The sequence below is a fragment of the Thioalkalivibrio sp. ALJ12 genome (genome assembly GCF_000378305.1).
GTDB lineage: Bacteria > Pseudomonadota > Gammaproteobacteria > Ectothiorhodospirales > Ectothiorhodospiraceae > Thioalkalivibrio.
In genome coordinates this window covers 327,923-342,507 of sequence record NZ_KB899538.1, presented here as the reverse complement: position 1 = coordinate 342,507, position 14,585 = coordinate 327,923, and the positions used below count along the sequence as shown (strand labels likewise).

Sequence of the window (14,585 nt, the reverse complement as noted above, 5' to 3'; positions counted from 1 at the left end):
AGCGCCCAGGGGGGAGGCGGGCGATATCCTCGGCCTGCAGGAGGCGGGGCTCCCTTCGGTCCCGGGTGAGTCCAGCGCGCGCTGCGATGGCCCCCGGGGCGGGTGTCTGGTCCAGGGCGGCTGGGTGGCCCAGGCCCCGGATGGGCTGATCGCGGCCATCGCCGGCCACCCCCGGTGGCGGGAGCGCGGCCTGCAGCGCCTGGCGCTGGAGCAGTCGCCCGCCCATGCCTTGCTCGACGCCTACCGGCGTTTCGGCGATGCCCTGTTCAGCCAGGTGGCGGGGGATTTCGTGGTGGCGATCCTGGACCCGCAGCGGCCGCGCCTGCTCGCGGGCGTGGACCGCATGGGGCAGGCCTCGCTGCACTGGGCGGCGGTGCCGGGCGGGGTGGCCTTCGGGACAACGGCCGGCAGTGTAGTTCGCTATCCCGGTCTGAGCCGCGATCCGACCCCCTCGGGGCTTTATCACTATCTCTTCTTTCACATGCTGCCCGCACCGGTCAGTGTGTTCGCGGGCGTCGAGAAGCTGCGCGCCGCGCATTACCTGGACGGTCAGGCGGACACAATCCGCGTGAAGCCCTACTGGCTCCCGCATTTCCGCGAGGCGCGCATGGGCGATGCCGCCGAGATGGGGACGGCCCTGCGGGATCAGCTGCGCAATGCCGTCAAGCAGCAGCGGGAGACGCCGAAGCCGGGGGCCTTTCTCAGCGGTGGGCTGGACAGCTCGACCGTGGCCGGGCTCCTGGCCGAGACGACCCCCGAGCCGCCGCCGACCTTCAGCATCGGTTTCGATGCCCCGGGTTACGACGAGATGGAGTACGCCCGCATCGCGGCCCGGCACTTTGCGACCCAGGCGAACGAGTACTACGTGACGCCGGACGATGTCGTCGCCGCTGTCCCCCTGATTGCCGGCAGTTACGACGAGCCCTTTGGCAACTCCTCGGCGCTGCCTGCCTATTTCTGTGCACGCATGGCGGCACAGGCGGGCGTGACACGGATGCTGGCCGGCGATGGTGGCGACGAGCTGTTTGCCGGCAACGCACGCTATGCCAAGCAGGGCCTGTTCGAGCACTGGCAGCGCCTGCCGCGCCCCTTGCGCCAGGGCATGCTGGAACCCCTGGCGACCCGCATCCCGCAGGGGGCCGGCTGGTTGAGCAAGGCGCGCCGCTACGTGGAGCAGGCGCGCATCCCGCTGCCCGATCGGCTGCAGACCTACAACTACCTGTATCACCTCTCGCCCACGGCGATGTTCGAGCCGGACTTTCTCTCGGCGGTGGATACCCAGGCCCCGTGGGATCTGATGCGCGAGATCCACGACCAGCCGGCACACGCCTCGCCGCTCAATCGCATGATGTACCTGGACTGGCAGCAGACCCTGGCCGACAACGATCTGCGCAAGGTGACCCGCATGTGCGAGCTGGCCGGCGTGGATGTCGTCTTTCCGATGCTGGACGACGACGTGGTGGAGTTCTCCCTGGGCATCCCGTCCGACCAGAAACTGCGCGGGCAGCGGCTGCGCCACTTCTACAAGGAGGCGATGCAGGGCTTTCTGCCCGACGCCATCATCGACAAGAAGAAACATGGCTTTGGCCTGCCCTTCGGGGTGTGGATGCACGACCACGCGCCGCTGCGCGAACTGGCCTATGACAGCCTGCTGCGGCTCAAGGGGCAGGGCTTTCTGCGGCCGCAGTTCATCGACGAACTGATTTCTCTGCACCGCGACGGACACGCGGCCTATTACGGCGACATGGTGTGGGTGCTGATGATGCTGGATCTCTGGCTGCACGCCCCGCCGAGCGAGATGCCAGCCGAAGCGCGCGCCCAGGCGGGCGGTTACTGAACCCGGCAGACCACGTGCCGGTGCTTGCCGCCGGCTTCCGGGGCGATCGCCTCGACTTGGCGGATTTCCACCGTCAAGGATTCCCCCAGGGCCTGTGTGAAGGCACGCCGCAGGCGCTGCTCCACGGTCTCGGCCAGGGGCTCGTCGAGGACCAGCAACAGCTCGACCCGGTCCGGCGCGTGCTGGATGATCTTGTACGAGCGCAGGCCCGCGATCTCGCGCAGGCAGTAGTTGAAATGACTGCCGTGCACCCAGCGGCCATCGAGCGCGATCAGGCCGTCGTTGGCCCGCCCCTCGATCTCCCGCAGCAGCGGCAGGCCGCGCCCGCATGGGCAGGGCGCCGGGTCCAGCGCGCCACGATCACCGGTGCGGTAGCGGATGAAGGGATACTCCGGGCCCATCAGGTTGGTCACCACGATCTGCCCGGTCTCGCCGGCCGGAAGCGGTCGCCCGGCATCGTCCAGGATCTCGACGATCAGCGCCTCGGCCGTCAGGTGCAGCCCGCCATGCGGGCACTCGCGTGCGATCAGGCCGGCATCCCGGCCGCCATACTCGTTCGCGACCCCACAGCCCAGTACGTCGGTGATGATCGCCCGCCACTCCGGGCGCAGGACCTCCGACGTGGTAAAGGCCACCCGAATACCCAGATCATCCAAGCGCCGGCCCTGTTCCCGCGCGTGCGCGCAGACCCGTGCCAGTACGGAGGGATAGCCGAAGATCATGCGCGGGCGGAACTCGCGAGTCTGGTCAATGATGGCATCGACCCGTGCCCGGTCGAGGTCGCGGGCCGGGACCAGGCGCGACCGCAGCACGCGGTCGCGCCAGGACCGCAGGCGATTCTGTACGTCGGTCTCGTTCGGTGCGCCCCACAGGACCAGCTCGCGATCGCCAATGTCGACGCCCCACCAGCGGGTCGCGCGCCACTTGGCGGCGATGTCCATCGCAATGCGCTCGCGCCCCAGCCAGAAGGCCAGCGGTTCGCCGGTCGAACCGCTGGTACGTTGCGCGACCAGGTGTTGTGCTCCGTCCGCTCGCCACTCATGGCCTGCCTGGCGCAGCACGGCCTTGTCGATGACCGGTAGGCGTTCAAGATCCGCAAGGCTCGTCAGTGCGCGGGGTGACCAGCCCTGGTCGGCGAACCACTGGCGGTAGAACGGTATCTGTTGGGCCACGCGTTCGAGCAGGAGCTGCAGGCGGGTCAGCTGCAGGTTCTCCAGTGCCTCGGGTGCCCACCACTGGGTCGCCTCCAGCGCCTTGCGCAGGGGCACCGTCGGGTGCCCCTTCAGCCGTTCGTGCACGGGAAACGCGCCATGCGCGACCAGCGAGGTGTACAGTCCCATCTTCAGGCGCGCCGTGGCAGGCGATGTCCGACGGGCCCGGCGATCGTCTCGAAGGCCGCGACCAGTTCGGGGATCCGCACCCGCCAGTCATTCGCCCGCGCATGGGCCAGGATCGCCGCGCGGTCCCACTCGCGACCCAGGGCCTCGTGGATCGCCGCGCGCAGTGCGTCATGATCCCCGTACGGGACGATCAGCCCCACCTGCTCCGAGGCGACGACCTCGGCGTTGCCCCCCACATCCGTGGTGACAATGGGCAGCCCGCAGGCCGAGGCCTCCAGGAAGACATTCGCCCAGCCTTCAAAGCGCGTGGCCAGTACGAACAAGTCCCCCGCGGAGTACACGAACCGCAGCTCGTCGGGCGCGACGGGCCCGAGGAACCATACCCGGTCCTGCAGCCCCAGCGACTGGACCTGCTGGCGCAGTTCGGCTTCGTTGTTGCCTTCGGGGGTGCCGCCTCCGGCAATCACCAGATGCAGGTCCGGGTGCTGTTGCAGTAGTTCCGGCAGGGTCGCGATCACCCGGTGGAAGCCCTTGCGCTCGGACAGCCCCCCGACGGAGATCAGGAACCGCCCCTCGGCGGGAAGGCCCAGGCGCTGCCGGGCCTCGGCCCGGTCCTCAGGCTTGAAGCGGTCGAGATCGGCCCCGTTCCCCACGACCTGCACATGGTCGGGCTCGATGCCCCAGTCCAGCGCCTCGTCCCTCAGCGCGCCGGCCACCGAGAACACCCGCGCCGCATCCTCCAGTGCCCGGCGAATCTGCGTCCGGTGCAGCGGCCGGTCGCGGAAACGGTTCAGGCTGCCGCGCAGGGTGATGGTGCAGGGGCGGTTCAACCAGCGTGACAGCCAGCGCGCGGCGACCCCGTCGGGATAGATGAAATGGGCATCGATTACGTCGAAGCCGAACTCGCGCTGCAGCCGACGCATCAGGCGCAGACTGCCGAGCGCCTGAAAGAAGCCGTCGGTCCACTTGAACAGGCCCGGGATACACAGGAAACGGGGGTGGTAGACGTGAATCGACCCCTGCCGCTCGAAGGCCGGCAGCGGTGGTCGGGCGTGCGGACGCAGGCGCCCCAGCCAGTTCTGGAACGGGAACCAGGGCGCCGGGGCCACGACGACCAGGTCGAGATGTTCGGCGACACGGCGCATGCGCTCGCGCACGAACAGTCCCAGATTGGGTTGCGCCGCGTTCGGGTACACGCGCGTGTAGACCACCAGACGTGGGCGCCCGTCATCCGGCACGCAGCACCTCCGGGCGGGCGCGCAGCCCGTCGTAGACCGACTGGTAGCGTGCGACACTCGCCGCCCAGGTGCGCTCCTGTTCCACGAAACGCCGTCCGTTCTCCCGCACCCGTGGCCAGTGTTCGGGGTGCTCGAGCGTCTCCAGCACCCGGGCGGCCAGGGCCTCGGGGTTGTCGGCCGGGAACAGCCAGCCGGTCTCGCCATCCCGGATCAGCTCCCGGTGCCCGCCCACGTCCGATGCCACCAGCAGGCGCCCCTGGGCCATTGCCTCCAGTGGTTTCAGCGGCGTGACCAGGTCGGTCAGGCGCATCGAATGGCGTGGATACACGAGCAGGTCGACCAGGTCGTAGTAGCGCTGCACCTGGTGATGCGGGACGCGCCCGGTGAAGATGACGCGGTCCTGGATGCCGAGGCGTTCGGCCTGGGCCTTCAGGCGCTCGGCTTGCGGGCCGCCCCCGACCAGCAGGATGCGCACGTCGGGCGCCCGGGCCTGGATAAGCGGAAAGGCCTCGAGCAGGGTATCCAGTCCCTCGTAGGCATAAAAAGACCCGAGAAAGCCGAGCACACGGGCGTCACCCAGACCCAGTTCGGCCTTCAGGGCGGGATCGGGCTGGCCGCCCAGGTGGAAGTCATCCGCGTCCACCGCATTGGGGATCACGGTGACCCGCTCGGCCGGGATGCCGCGCGCGATGATGTCGCGGCGCAGTCCCTCGCAGATGGTGGTGACATGTCCCACGCGCTTAAGGGCATAGGTCTCCAGCTCTCGCGTCAGGCGGTAGCGCAGGCCATATTCGCGGGCGGTGCCATGGTCGACCGCGGCGTCCTCCCAGAATGCCCGCACCTCGTAGACCACCGGGATGCCCAGCCGGCGACCGGCACGCAGGGCCGGCAGGGCATTCAGCGCGGGCGAGTGCGCATGGATGACGTCGGGCGCGACCTGGCAGGCGACGCGGGTCAGCCGCTGGGTCAGTGCCTGCATCAACCCCCATTGCTCGATCCCCGGGATCGCGCTCGGGTTGTAGGCCGTGCGGTAGAAATGCAGGCCGTCGATCGTCTCCTCGTCCGCGTTCGCGCCGGTATGCTTGGGGCTGGTCAGGTGGCAGGTCTGCCAGCCCCTGCGGCGCTGCTCGCGCAGGATGGCCGCAGTGCGGAAGGTGTACCCGCTGTGCAGCGGGATGGAATGGTCGAGGACGTGGAGGATCTTCATGCTGCAGCCCTCGCTTCGTCGTCGGGCGCCGGGCGGGTCACCACGAGCCAGAATCCCAGGCAGCGCAGCGTGGCCTTGTCGAGCCCGCGAAATGGTTCGGCCAGATAAGGGGCCACTGCAGCCACATCCTCGTCCAGTGCCTCGGCCGTGGACTCGAGATGCCGAACCACGAGTCCTGCACGCTTGATTGCCTGCCGGTAGCGGTCCAGACGCCAGCGGTTCGGGACACCCTTGCCGGCATACATCCAGTGCCACAGGCCCACCGGCCAGGTGAGAAAGTCGAGCGGGTTTTCGCGGTGCAGGCCATGGCTCTTGAGGTCCACCTGATGGACCGCCAGCGCCCCTGGTTTCAGGGCCGTCGCCATGTCGCGAAAGGTCGCTTCCAGGTCATTGACGTGTTCCAGCACCGCGCGCGAATAGATCAGGTCGACCTCGGCGTTCAGGCCCGACAGCCCATCCCGGGTCACGCGGTATTCCAGCCGCTCGCTGCGAAACCCCGAGGCCGGATCGCCGGGGCGCTCGAAGCACGCGGCCGCCCGTTCGTGGGCCTCGGGGCCCAGGCCGTCCAGCAGGCACTGCAGGACCTCCAGCTGAAAGGGGCTGCGCTGCGACAGCGCAAAGCGGTCAACGCAGGTTACCCGGGCCGCGCCATGGGCCAGCATTAGCAGCGCCACGCCGGGCACGTCGCCGGGCCCGTACTCCAGCAGGTGCTTGTCGCGAAGGGCGTCCTCGATCGCCTCGGGCGGGACCCCCAGCTGATCGAAGTAGTCGAAGAAACAGGTGGTGAAGTACTGCGCCACGGATTCCGCCGTCTCCGCGCCACGGCCACGGCCGGTCTCGTGGGTCAGACGGACATAGAGTCCGGGGGCGCCCCGGGCCAGGAGGTTGCTGAGGATCGCGCGGGTGGCTCGCGAGGCATCGGCAACCGGGCGGCGTCCATACATGGCTAGGCTCCAGGCAGGACGCAGCCGCTGCGCGGGCTGGTCGGTTGTACCTTGTCCAGAAAGGTCTGGAACATCATCAGTGACCACAACGCCGCGCTGTGATCGCGCGCGCCCCGGCCATGCTCGTCGACCAGACGCTTGAGGGTGCGTTCGTCGAACAGGCCGGAATCACGCATCTGCTCGCCCAGCACCCGCTCGTGCATCGCCTCGCGCAGTGGCCCCCGGAACCAGTTGGCCAGGGGTACGGCGAAGCCCCGCTTGCGCCGATAGAGAATCGAGTGGGGCAGGTAGGGTTCCATCGCCTTTTTCAGGACCGCCTTGCCTTCGCCGTCGCGCAGCTTCAGTTCCGGTGCGAGCGTGGAGGCCCACTCCACCAGCGGGTGATCCAGCAGCGGCACGCGGACCTCCAGCGAGTGCGCCATGCTTGCGCGGTCGACCTTGGTCAGGATGTCGCCCGGGAGGTAGGTCTTGAGGTCCAGGTACTGCACCAGCGAGAGCGGGTCATCGGTCGGGGCCCGCCCGGCATGGGCGCGCAGCACCTCGACCGCCCCGTAGCCCTGCAGCTCGCGGCGGAGTGCGGGCGAGAACAGAGAGTTGCGCTGCTCGTCGCGCAGCACCGACACGCCCTGGAAGTATCCCTCGACCGCATCCCGCGCCAGTGCCTGGAAGGTCGCCCGGGCGCGCAGCGGGCGCGGCGCCCAGTCCGCCTTGGGATAGACCTGGGCCAGGCTGCCGAACAGGACCCGCCGCAGGCCCAGGGGCAGCGGGTTGCGCAGGCGTTCCTCGGCCAGGTGGTGCCGATACCGGCGATAGCCCGCCAGGTTTTCGTCGCCCCCGTCACCGGACAGCGCGACCACGACCTGTCGGCGGGCCTGCTCGCAGACGCGGTAGGTCGGCAGGGCCGAGCTGTCGGCAAAGGGTTCATCGTAGAGATCGCCCAGGCGTCCCAGCAGGGCAAAGTCATCGGGGTCGACCTCGCGGTTGTGATGCTCTGTCGCGTAACGCTCGGCGACCTCCCGGGCATAGCGCGACTCGTCATAGGCGGGGTCGGCAAAGCCGATGGAACAGGTGCGCACGGGCTCGGTGGAGAGCCCGGCCATCATCGCCACCACGGCGCTGGAATCCACGCCCCCCGACAGGAAGGCGCCCAGCGGCACCTCGGCCACCATGCGGATGCGCACGGCCTCGCGCAGGCGTTCGGTCAACTCCTCCGCCGCCTCCGACATGCCGATGGGGGCGGTTGTCGCAAAGGGGACATCCCAGTACGCACGCGGGCTGGCGGCGGAGCGCTGGTTGCGCCGTACGGTCAGCGTATGCCCCGGTGGAAGCTTGTGGACGCCGCCCAGAATGCTGCGCGGCTCGGGCACATAGCCATACGCGAAGTATTCCTCTACCGCGCAGGGGTCGAGCTCGCGTGTCTGCCCGGGATGGGCCAGCAGGACCTTGAGTTCGGAGCCAAAGATCAGCTGGCCATCCGGCAGCGTGCTGTAGTAAAGCGGCTTGATGCCCAGGCGATCGCGGGCCAGAAACAGGGTCTGGGTGTGGCGGTCCCAGAGGGCGAAAGCGAACATCCCGCGAAAGCGCTGGACGCAGTCCTCGCCCCATTCCTCCCAGGCGTGCACGATGACTTCCGTATCGCAGTGGGTACGAAAGCGATGGCCCGCCCGCTGGAGTTCATGGGTCAACTCCGGGAAGTTGTAGATCTCGCCGTTGTAGGTGACGACGACGCTTCCATCCTCGTTGAACAGTGGCTGCTGGCCACTGGCAAGGTCGATGATCGACAGGCGGCGATGCGCCAGCCCGACCCCGGGCTCCAGGTGGATACCGCCTTCGTCCGGGCCCCGGTGGAACTGGCTGGCATTCATGCCCTCCAGACAGGCGCGGTCAATCGGGCGCCGCCCGTGCAGATCGAAAATACCGGCGATACCGCACATGTCAGCGCCCCATCGTTTCGTGTTGTCGCCGGCGGCCCCTTGCCCGAACCGAGGGGGTTCGGGCGTTGGCCCTGTCCAGCAGGCTGTCGTAGACCCCGAGGTAGCCGGCCACCATGGCGTCCATGCTGAATGCGGCCTCGGCGCGAATGCGGGCCGCCTGTCCCATGCGCTTGCGGGTATCCGGACTGGCGAGCGCATCACGGATGGCCTCGGCGAGGGCGGCCGGCGCCCCTGCGGGGACCAGGGCCCCCGTGTTTCCGGGGGTCACCAGGTCAGGATTGCCGCCAACGTCGGTCGCGATCACCGGAAGCCCGGAGGCCATGGCCTCGAGGATGGTGTTGCAGATCCCCTCGGCCAGAGAGGGGAGGACAAAGAGGTCCATCGCCCGCAGGCACTGCGGGATGTCCTCGCGGGCCCCCGGCAGCCATGCCTGTTGCGCGACTCCGGCGGCCTCCAGGCGCTGGCGGGCCTGTTCCCTCAGCGGGCCGTCTCCCACGATCACCAGGCGAAGACGGTCGAAGGGCACCGGGGTGTTTTCGCGCAGGGCAATGAATGCCTCTACCAGGTCCAGCGGGGCCTTCACTGCCTGCATCCGCATCACGCTCCCGATCACGATGTCCTCCGGGCCGGCAAAGCCCGGGGGCCAGGGGCCTGTGCGGGTGCCCTCGCGCGGGTGGAATCGCCCGGTATCCACCCCGTTACAGATGTGCGTCAGCCGCTTGGTTCCGACACCAACCCGTTGCTGCAGGTAGTCCATCTGATGGCGCGACAGGGCGATGTACCGGCCGACCAGGGGGCGCACCAACCGTCGCATGTAACGATGCTTGTCGCGGGAGCCATCGAGGTCGGCGATGTCCCAGCCGTGCTCGCCATGTACCCGGGCGCGCACGCCGGCCAGGGCGGCGGTGACCTGCCCCTCCAGTGTTGCCAGATTGCGGGTGTGGACGATCGCGGGGCGCAGTTCGCGCAGCAGCCGCCACAGGCGCCGGTGTACGCCCAGGTCCTTGCCCTCGCGCTTGTGCAGGGCATGCAGGCTGATGTCCTCCCGCTGCAGGCGCTCGCTGAACCGCGTGTAGTCGGTCATGCAGATGATCGCGTGCCGGTAGCGCTCGGCGGGCATGTGGTTGAGCAGGTTGACCAGTCCGTTCTCCATGCCGCCGACATCCAGGCGATGGATGACATGGGCCACGCATGGGCGCGGGTCGGCGGCACTCCCCTTGGATGCCAGGGCGCTCATCGCTGGTTCACGTCCTGCAGCCGTTCCAGCACCTGCGGCATCGCGGCCTCCACATAGGCGCGTATCGCATCCTCGGCCTGCTGCGGTTCGTCGTGGTATTCGGCGTAGATTACGATCAGCGCGGCGTCGTCGCGCCCGCCCAGCAGTCGGCTAATGGCCTCGCGGGCCTTGACCTCGAAGGGCCGGGTGGTGAGATGCCCGTTCGCCCAGTACCACTGCCAGGCCACCATCTGCTGCTGGCGCCCGCGCAGCAGGACCCGCTGCGGATCGGGATAGCCCGCGACCTCCGCCTGGCCGCGCCGGGCCTGGCTCCATTCGGCCCGCTCCCGGCCCGCCAGCGTGTTGTGCCAGCCGAGCATGTTTCCGTGGCGCGCCTGTTCGCGGTAGAAGCCTACGTGCATGCCGACCTCCACCTGTGAATCGTTTACGACCCAGCCCCCGCGCTCCGCACGCATGAACTGGTAGCCGGGCTGCCAGCCGGGCCGCTCCCGAGCGGGCACGGCGGTCCAGCCGGAAGGAACGATCGGTCCGGTGCCCAGGCCCTGTATCGGGCCGAGATCCCGGGTGTCCATCCAGTGGGCATAGACGGGACCCAGTGTGACCACCAGCGCGGCGATCACGGCCATATGAGCAAAGCCCATGGCCCCGGTTTGCTGGGCTCGTGCCGGGACTCGGCGGGCGGGCTCCCCGGCTGCCCCATCCTCGCGCCAGAAGGCCCCGATCCAGAACATCAGAAAGATCACGACACCGAAGAAGACCCACCCGTAGATCAGGTGGTCGACGCCCGCGGCATACTCCATGTCGCTCAGGTGTCCGATCATCACGATCATGTAGGCGCGCAGGCCATTGGCGATGATCGGCACGATGATCGCGACACCGACAAAGGCCAGCCGCCGCCAGAGGCTGCGGTACATCAGATAGGCGTACAGCGTCCCCAGCGCGACCGACGCAATCAGATAGCGCACACCGCTGCAGGCCTCGATCACCGACCAGCGTCCGGTCGGCAGTTCGAAGTGCAGGCCGTCGCGGTAGATCGGTATCCCGGACAGTTGAACCGCCGCGACGGTGAACTCCGCGGTGAAGTCCATCAGCGGAGGCACCAGGAATTCGCCCAGCGGGACGGCGAACAGCAGGTAGGCCAGCGGGAACTGCAGGACGCGCACGACTGTGGTGCCCATGACCAGCCACACCAGGAAGGGGATCATCAGGGTTGCGGCGAACTGGCGCACCGAGATGACATCCACCAGCTCGCCCATGACCCAGGCGAGCCCCAGCAGCACGATCGGGACCAGCGCCAGGGGATAGGGGCGCGGCGATACAGCCGCCAGCTCGTCACGCTTGAGATAGACCAGAAACAGGACGATCGGTACGACCAGGAATCCATGCGCGAAGGTATCCGAACGCGCCCAGGTATCCACCATCGAGACGAATGTGGGCGCGAACACAACCAGCGTGGTCGCAATCAGGGCGGCCAGTGCCAGCACGGGCGCCCACCACCGTTGCACCAGCGGCTGGGACATCACAGTGGCCGGCGTGCTCATGCATCCCCCCGGGAGACGATCGCCTCGCCCTCGTGCGCCAGCCCGCTCTCGAGATAGTCGTGCAGGCACGCGAGGTTGCGGCCCCAGTCGTAGTCCGTGGTGATGCGTCGGCGGGCGCGGGCGGCCATCTCGGGATCGGGCTGTTCCAGGCACTGCAGGACCGCGCGGGCGAACACCTCGGGGTCGGTCTCGGCCTCGATCACCTCGTCATCGCGTACGGCGGTGATCCCCTCGAGCGCCTGCGGGGAGGCCACGACCGGCCGCGCCAGCGCCATGGCCTCGAGCACCTTGTTCTGGACTCCGCGCGCGATCCGCAGGGGCGCCACCGAAACCGCGGCACCGCCGACCCAGGGGCGCATGTCTTCCACTGGTCCCACGACCTCGACGCCCGGCTGGCGCTCCAGTTCGCGGACCTCCGGCGCGGGCCGGCTGCCGACAATGTAAAAACGCACATCTGGGTGAACCTGGCGAATGCGTGGCAGGACGGATTCCGCGAACCAGACCACCGCCTCCACGTTCGGCCAGTAGTCCATGGCCCCGCTGAACACGATCGGCTGGACCCGGTCCGGATAGGGGCCTTTCTTCGGGAGGTGCTGCGGGTCGAAGTACGCCGCATCGACGCCGTTGTTCAGTGCATGCACCCGCTCGGCACTCTCCGGCGCCAGGGCCCGAAATGCCGCGGCTTCGTCCGGTGATACGAACAGGCTGGCCTCGCTGCGCGCCGCGACCTGTCGTTCATAGCGCAACAACTGGCGTCCTTCGCGGCGGTAGATCGCGCTCATCGGCCAGGGCTTGCTGGCGGCGTACTGGGTCCACTTGTCGGAGTCGACATCGACGAAGTCCACCACCCGCGTCAGGCGGGCCCGGGGCGGGAGGTATTGCGCCATGGCCGAGGAGAACACCAGCGCGCGCGAGATCTCCTGCTGCTCCAGTACCCGGTCGACCCAGTGCTGCAGTTCCGAATCGCGATACCAGGGGAGGGTCAGCGGCTCCTGTGTCAGCAGGCCGCGCAGGGCGCGCCATTTTGCGCGCCCCGGCGGGAGCGGGCGCACGCAGACGCCCGCGCAGCAGCGCTCCAGCTCTTTGACGTAGGCCGCGTCGGCCGGGTCGTCGATAAAGGTGCCCAGGTAGACCCGGTAGCGCCGCGTCAGATCGCGCAGGATATGGTACGAGCGAATCTTGTCGCCCTTGTTGGGCGGCCACGGGATTCGATGGGTCAGATAAAGTACGGCATCCATTGCAAGCTCACCCGCTGCTGCGGTCGAAACGGAAGCCCCGGTGCGACCCGTCCCCGGGTGTGCTGGGGTGTTGAATAACGGTCACGAGCACTACCCGAGATTGCGGGACAGCCAGGGCCCCACCCGGTTGGCCACCGCCAGCGGCAGTCGCTGCCACGCCTGGATGAAGTAGCGGTACTTCGGGTTGAGCGGGTTCACGTCGGGCATGGCCCGGGCACGCACCAGGTCGTATTCGTAGTACAGGGGCTGGGGCTCGAAGCCCCAGTTCTTCTTGAAGCTGAATGACCCGGTATCGCGCTTGCTGCGGCCAAAATCGAAGAGGCGCAGACCCGACTCGCAGGCCCGGCGCATCACCTCCCAGTACATGAAGTCATACCCGGCCACCTCGCGGGCGCGCGGCGTGCCGCCGCCGTAGTAGGGCAGGACCTGGTCGCGGAAGTAGAAGTTGAGCACGCTGGCCACAGGGGTCCCCGCGTCGGTGACGGTCAGGATCCGGCAGTCGTCGCCGAACACGGTGCGCAGGATGCGGAAGTAGCGCCGGCTGAACACGGGCGTCCCCATGCGATGCACGTTGGCCGCATAGATCGGGAAGAATCGCTCGATGTCCCGGTCGATCTCGCTGACCAGGCCGGCCTTGATGCCCTTGCGCACCATGCGCCGCTGTTTGCGCGGGATCGCCTCCAGGTTCTCTTCGACCTCTTTCGCCATCTCCTTGCGAAAGGTCACATACAGGTGCTTGGTCGGTCGGTCCGGGTGGTAGGGCGCCATATGGCGGTACTCGAGATAATCCACCTTGTATTGCTGCGCGAGCTCCCGGGCCCGGTTGTCCAGGGCCACGAAGGCCTCTTCGGTGCGCGCGGCGATGCCGCCGTACACACAGAACGGCAGCGAAACCAGGGAATGGCCGAACAGAAAGCTGCGCACGCGCGCCAGGGGCAGGACACCCTCGATCCCGTTCGGGCCTTCGGCAAACAGGAAATGGGTCGAGTGCCCGAAGGCCTGTTCGATGACCGTCTGCCAGCCCGCGCGATGGAAGAACGTCGCCACCGGGCAGGTCTCGACAAAGGCATCCCACCGGGCAACATCGGCAGGCGTGAGGTCCTGGACCCGCAACGCGGTCGCGCGCGTAGTCGTGGGTCGCTGGTCAGTGGACTTGAGCATGGCTGTTCGCTGTCGTCGGAGTTGGCGGCGCCGGAGTGGCGAGGAGGTGGGCAAAGACCTGGTCCATGCGGCCCCAGCGGAAGTCCTGCAGCAGCCGCTGCAGTCGACGTTCCGTACGCCCGAGGTTGAGGTAGTGACGAAAACGCGTCCTGGCACTCACGCCGGGGACACGCGGTTGTCCGGGATCGATCTCCCAGGGGTGGAAATAGAACACCCCGGACAAACCGTCTTTGTTATTGATCCTCCGTAACGCCTGGCGGGAGACCGCATAGGGCAGCAGCCGAAAGTAGCCGCCACCGGCCGCCGGCAGATTGCGGCCAGCAACGCGCAGGGTGGCCGGGGGCAGTTCCAGCACGCCCTGGGGGCCCCGCGGGCGATAGGGGTGACGCGGCGCGGTCGGCGTGCCGTAGTGATCGTGCTGGACCGGATAGATGCTCGAGCTGTAGGTGTGGCCCGTTTCGGCCAGCAGGTCGAGCGCCCACAGGTTGCCCTCGCCGATCGAGAAGCTGGGGGCGCGATAGCCGCGCACCTCGACACCGGCGATGTCTTCCAGGATGGCCTTGGCGCGGACGATGTCCGCGCGAAATGCCTGAGGCTCCAGTTCGGTCACCCGCTGGTGCCCGTAACCGTGGCTGGCCAGCTCGTGCCCGGCGTCGACGATTCGGCGCACCGCCTGGGGATAGCGCTCGGCGATCCAGCCAAGGGTAAAGAAGGTCGCGCGCACGCGGTGATGATCGAACAGCGCCAGGATCCGCTCGAGGTTGTACTCCACGCGGCACTCCTGGCTCTCCCAGCAATGGCTCGGGAAATGCGGCGCCAGGGCCGAGACCTGAAAATAGTCTTCGACATCGACGGTCAGGGCATTGGCTACGGTGGGCGGTGCGGACGGCATGGCGGTTTCCCCGGCA

Annotated in this window: 11 protein-coding genes; 1 reads left to right on the top strand and 10 read right to left on the bottom strand. The window is 68.2% G+C overall.

What is annotated here, in order from left to right:
- Window positions 1-124: 124 nt before the first annotated feature.
- On the top strand, window positions 125-1,837 hold the full coding sequence (locus F467_RS0101690) for an asparagine synthetase B (protein WP_018139512.1): 1,713 nt from the start codon (window positions 125-127) through the stop codon (window positions 1,835-1,837).
- Here F467_RS0101690 and F467_RS0101685 read toward each other — a convergent pair.
- From F467_RS0101685 to F467_RS0101640, 10 genes are all read right to left on the bottom strand, one after another.
- Window positions 1,831-3,177: a phenylacetate--CoA ligase family protein gene (locus tag F467_RS0101685; protein ID WP_018139511.1), complete on the bottom strand. Its 1,347-nt coding sequence runs from the start codon at window positions 3,175-3,177 to the stop codon at window positions 1,831-1,833. The two genes, F467_RS0101690 and F467_RS0101685, sit on opposite strands and share 7 nt — an antisense overlap.
- A gap of 2 nt (window positions 3,178-3,179) precedes the next feature.
- Window positions 3,180-4,415, bottom strand: a complete 1,236-nt coding sequence (locus F467_RS0101680; protein ID WP_018139510.1) for a glycosyltransferase — start codon at window positions 4,413-4,415, stop codon at window positions 3,180-3,182.
- Window positions 4,405-5,622: a TIGR04063 family PEP-CTERM/XrtA system glycosyltransferase gene (locus F467_RS0101675; protein WP_018139509.1), complete on the bottom strand. Its 1,218-nt coding sequence runs from the start codon at window positions 5,620-5,622 to the stop codon at window positions 4,405-4,407. Before F467_RS0101675 ends, F467_RS0101680 begins: the two co-directional genes overlap by 11 nt.
- The gene (locus F467_RS0101670; protein ID WP_018139508.1) at window positions 5,619-6,566 is read right to left on the bottom strand and encodes a methyltransferase domain-containing protein; all 948 of its coding nucleotides are present in this window, start codon (window positions 6,564-6,566) and stop codon (window positions 5,619-5,621) included. The genes F467_RS0101675 and F467_RS0101670 overlap by 4 nt, the downstream gene beginning before the upstream one ends.
- Before the next feature lie 2 nt (window positions 6,567-6,568).
- Complete coding sequence (locus F467_RS0101665) at window positions 6,569-8,500, bottom strand: XrtA/PEP-CTERM system amidotransferase (protein WP_018139507.1); 1,932 nt, start codon at window positions 8,498-8,500, stop codon at window positions 6,569-6,571.
- Window position 8,501: 1 nt separating this feature from the next.
- Window positions 8,502-9,737 carry a TIGR03088 family PEP-CTERM/XrtA system glycosyltransferase gene (locus F467_RS0101660; protein WP_018139506.1) on the bottom strand — a complete coding sequence of 412 codons (1,236 nt, stop codon included), beginning with the start codon at window positions 9,735-9,737 and terminating at the stop codon, window positions 8,502-8,504.
- The gene (gene xrtA / locus F467_RS0101655; RefSeq protein WP_018139505.1) at window positions 9,734-11,278 is read right to left on the bottom strand and encodes an exosortase A; all 1,545 of its coding nucleotides are present in this window, start codon (window positions 11,276-11,278) and stop codon (window positions 9,734-9,736) included. The genes F467_RS0101660 and xrtA overlap by 4 nt, the downstream gene beginning before the upstream one ends.
- Window positions 11,275-12,516: a TIGR03087 family PEP-CTERM/XrtA system glycosyltransferase gene (locus F467_RS0101650; protein WP_018139504.1), complete on the bottom strand. Its 1,242-nt coding sequence runs from the start codon at window positions 12,514-12,516 to the stop codon at window positions 11,275-11,277. Before F467_RS0101650 ends, xrtA begins: the two co-directional genes overlap by 4 nt.
- Window positions 12,517-12,606: 90 nt before the next feature.
- Window positions 12,607-13,677: a FemAB family XrtA/PEP-CTERM system-associated protein gene (locus tag F467_RS0101645; protein ID WP_018993301.1), complete on the bottom strand. Its 1,071-nt coding sequence runs from the start codon at window positions 13,675-13,677 to the stop codon at window positions 12,607-12,609.
- Window positions 13,661-14,569: an XrtA system polysaccharide deacetylase gene (locus F467_RS0101640; RefSeq protein ID WP_018139502.1), complete on the bottom strand. Its 909-nt coding sequence runs from the start codon at window positions 14,567-14,569 to the stop codon at window positions 13,661-13,663. The genes F467_RS0101645 and F467_RS0101640 overlap by 17 nt, the downstream gene beginning before the upstream one ends.
- Between the last annotated feature and the right edge of the window lie 16 nt (window positions 14,570-14,585).

Excerpts from the sequence above, each read along its gene's own strand:
- F467_RS0101685 (WP_018139511.1), bottom strand. The coding sequence starts at position 3,177 with ATGGGACTGTACACCTCGCTGGTCGCGCATGGCGCGTTTCCCGTGCAC.
- F467_RS0101675 (WP_018139509.1), bottom strand. The coding sequence starts at position 5,622 with ATGAAGATCCTCCACGTCCTCGACCATTCCATCCCGCTGCACAGCGGG.
- F467_RS0101670 (WP_018139508.1), bottom strand. The coding sequence starts at position 6,566 with ATGTATGGACGCCGCCCGGTTGCCGATGCCTCGCGAGCCACCCGCGCG.
- F467_RS0101665 (WP_018139507.1), bottom strand. The coding sequence starts at position 8,500 with ATGTGCGGTATCGCCGGTATTTTCGATCTGCACGGGCGGCGCCCGATT.
- F467_RS0101660 (WP_018139506.1), bottom strand. The coding sequence starts at position 9,737 with ATGAGCGCCCTGGCATCCAAGGGGAGTGCCGCCGACCCGCGCCCATGC.
- xrtA (WP_018139505.1), bottom strand. The coding sequence starts at position 11,278 with ATGAGCACGCCGGCCACTGTGATGTCCCAGCCGCTGGTGCAACGGTGG.
- F467_RS0101650 (WP_018139504.1), bottom strand. The coding sequence starts at position 12,516 with ATGGATGCCGTACTTTATCTGACCCATCGAATCCCGTGGCCGCCCAAC.
- F467_RS0101645 (WP_018993301.1), bottom strand. The coding sequence starts at position 13,677 with ATGCTCAAGTCCACTGACCAGCGACCCACGACTACGCGCGCGACCGCG.
- F467_RS0101640 (WP_018139502.1), bottom strand. The coding sequence starts at position 14,569 with ATGCCGTCCGCACCGCCCACCGTAGCCAATGCCCTGACCGTCGATGTC.